Genomic DNA, 2,411 nt, shown 5'->3' with positions numbered 1-2,411 from the left:
CTCAGGGGCACTACAGCACTACACTGATAACTCCAACATCCGTTGAATTGGTCGCAACGCGGCTACTCGGATGTCCTCCGGTATAGTAATTTCTGGTGTTTTCTGCTTCATGGCTAGATACAGCTTCTCCAAAGTATTGAGCCGCATGTGAGGGCATTCGTTACAGGCACAATTGCTATCCATACCTGGAGCAGGGATGAAATTTTTCTGGGGTGCCCTCTTTTGCATTTGGTGAATAATTCCTGGCTCAGTAGCTACGATAAATTCTGCCGTTGAACTTTGCTGGCTATACTTTAATAAGGCGGTTGTAGAACCAATGTAACTGGCATGACGCAGGACAGGGGGTTCGCATTCTGGATGGGCAATCAACTCAGCTTCAGGATGCTGTATTTTCAGTTGCACGATCTTTTTCTCAGAAAAGGTTTCATGGACAATACAACTCCCCTCCCACAGGACTAACTCCCGTCCGGTTTGCTCCATGACATAGCGACCTAAGTTCTTATCTGGGGCAAAAATAATCGGCTGGTCTTTCGGAATTTGGTTGACGATCTTAACTGAGTTAGAACTGGTGCAAATGATATCGCTCATCGCTTTAATGGCAGCGGAGCAATTAATGTAAGAGACCACCAAATGCTCTGGATGGGCTGCTTTGAAGGCCGCAAATTCTTGGGGAGGGCAACTGTCAGCTAGGGAGCAACCTGCGTTTAAATCCGGGAGTAGTACCAATTTATTGGGGTTAAGGATTTTGGCAGTTTCTGCCATAAAGTGAACCCCAGCAAACACGATGACATCTGCATCTGTAGCCGCCGCTTGTTGAGAAAGACCGAGAGAATCGCCGATGTAGTCAGCGATATCTTGAATATCTGGCTCTTGGTAATAGTGAGCCAGAATAACTGCGTTTAATTCTTGCTTGAGGTCTTCAATCGCTTCAAACAGGTCTTTGGGCGGATACTCCAAGTCTAGGGTTGTTTTTGGGAGGACATTTGTAAACATCGTATTATTTCCCTATTTCTGACTAGTTTACTGGTTTTTGAATATTTTCTTTCTTTAATAATTATTAAATCTTCGGGCTCCCTCCAACTGGGTGTTGTACTACTAAACTTTACTTAAGTTATGCTATTTTAACGCTGTCCTCGACTAGGCTGACCTCATGGGATCGCCAAATGAAATGATCTAGGGCGGTTTGCATAACTATCAGGTACACAGGATTGTTTTCCGACTTCCCTGCTCCCTGCTCCCTGCTCCCTGCTCCCTGCTCCCTGCTCCCTGCTCCCTGCTCCCTAAAAACCTAGAACTTTGTACCTAACTGAATTTAAAACCGCTGTATGTGCATAACTTCAGCAGCCAGCTCTATTAGGTTTGGGTGCATCTCAATGAATGAAATTAGGCAAAAATGAGATGCACCCGATTAGATTTAACTATTATTATTTCCTATATTTTTTATCAAAATTGGTTGTTATTAAATTTTAAATTAACAATTTATACCCCTAATTTAAACCTTATTTTATGAAGGGAACACCAATAGCATTACCCTTAGTTTTTAAAACACTCTTCATTAACACCTCATGCACCAACACGGCTACAATAAAGCCTGGAAAAACTTCGGATAGGATGTTATTAAATCATAAAACTCGCCAGAGGATAGCAGTACTTAATCCTGCCAACATCATAGAGTTCAATGCTAAATAATGAGTGCGCCTTTTCAATAAGATAATCAGCATGGCTGGACCGAGGGAACTGGCCACAGATCCACTAGCAAAAAGAACCAATGAAAACACTGTGGAGGAAATAGAAATCGCCGCAATTACAGCGAGTATTCCCACCACTAAGGTCATGAATTGCTCGTATTTCACGCCATATTTCCGGGACATCCTCCGATGCAAACCCGGGGAAATATCTCTAGCGATCGCACTGGAACAAACCAGAAGTTGGGAATCCGCTGTAGAGGCAATGACGGAAAAGACACCAGCCAACACAATACCGACTAAAAAGGGATTAAACTGTTGTGTAGCTTAGAAGGGCAAGGCTTGTCCTCCCGTTACGCAGTAGACTAGAATCGAAGCTGCTGCGATCAAAGCTCCAATGGTAGGATCAACTCCAAAAAATACATCAAGGGTCTTGGCAGCTGCAGCAAATTGTGCGGCAGTATAGGCTCCGATAAATACAACAGTGATCACAGCAACAATCAACGTGATTATTCGTCTGCCTTGAGGCTTTTTGACTGTAGAGCCTAGGGCGTGTCATCAATTAAGCCAGATTACGGCAGCAGCCAGATAAATTGCTTCTAGAAAGTTCTTGGCTCGCTTATCGTAGCGCGTCGCGAACGCGCCCCGCGTGACCAAAGGTCAATCCCTCGATATTGCTTGAGTCGGGCAAAGAAATTCGTGGCGCAGATGTCGTGCTTTGTACAA

Annotated in this window: 3 protein-coding genes and 1 pseudogene; 1 reads left to right on the top strand and 3 read right to left on the bottom strand. The window is 44.2% G+C overall.

What is annotated here, in order from left to right; translation table 11 throughout:
* Positions 1–18: 18 nt before the first annotated feature.
* Positions 19–993: a quinolinate synthase NadA gene (gene nadA, locus F6J94_RS32980; protein ID WP_293047952.1), complete on the bottom strand. Its 975-nt coding sequence runs from the start codon at positions 991–993 to the stop codon at positions 19–21.
* 190 nt (positions 994–1,183) lie between these two features.
* On the opposite strand from nadA, the gene F6J94_RS32975 reads away from it, so the two are divergent.
* Positions 1,184–1,306: a hypothetical protein gene (locus F6J94_RS32975; protein ID WP_293047949.1), complete on the top strand. Its 123-nt coding sequence runs from the start codon at positions 1,184–1,186 to the stop codon at positions 1,304–1,306.
* A 316-nt stretch (positions 1,307–1,622) separates the two neighbouring features.
* Here F6J94_RS32975 and F6J94_RS32970 read toward each other — a convergent pair.
* Together F6J94_RS32970 and F6J94_RS32965 are read right to left on the bottom strand one after the other, a co-directional pair.
* A pseudogene (locus tag F6J94_RS32970) lies at positions 1,623–1,991 on the bottom strand (hypothetical protein); the annotation flags it as partial.
* Between the two features lie 21 nt (positions 1,992–2,012).
* Entirely contained in the window at positions 2,013–2,198 is a 186-nt protein-coding gene (locus F6J94_RS32965; RefSeq protein ID WP_293047954.1) for a hypothetical protein, read from the bottom strand.
* Positions 2,199–2,411: the final 213 nt, after the last annotated feature.

The organism is Moorena sp. SIO1F2 (assembly GCF_010672755.1).
Lineage (GTDB): Bacteria > Cyanobacteriota > Cyanobacteriia > Cyanobacteriales > Coleofasciculaceae > Moorena.
The sequence above is the reverse complement of the archived record's forward strand: the minus strand, read 5'-3'. Positions and strand labels throughout refer to the sequence as shown.

Coding starts and splice junctions, on each gene's coding strand:
- nadA (WP_293047952.1), bottom strand. CDS start 993: ATGTTTACAAATGTCCTCCCAAAAACAACCCTAGACTTGGAGTATCCG.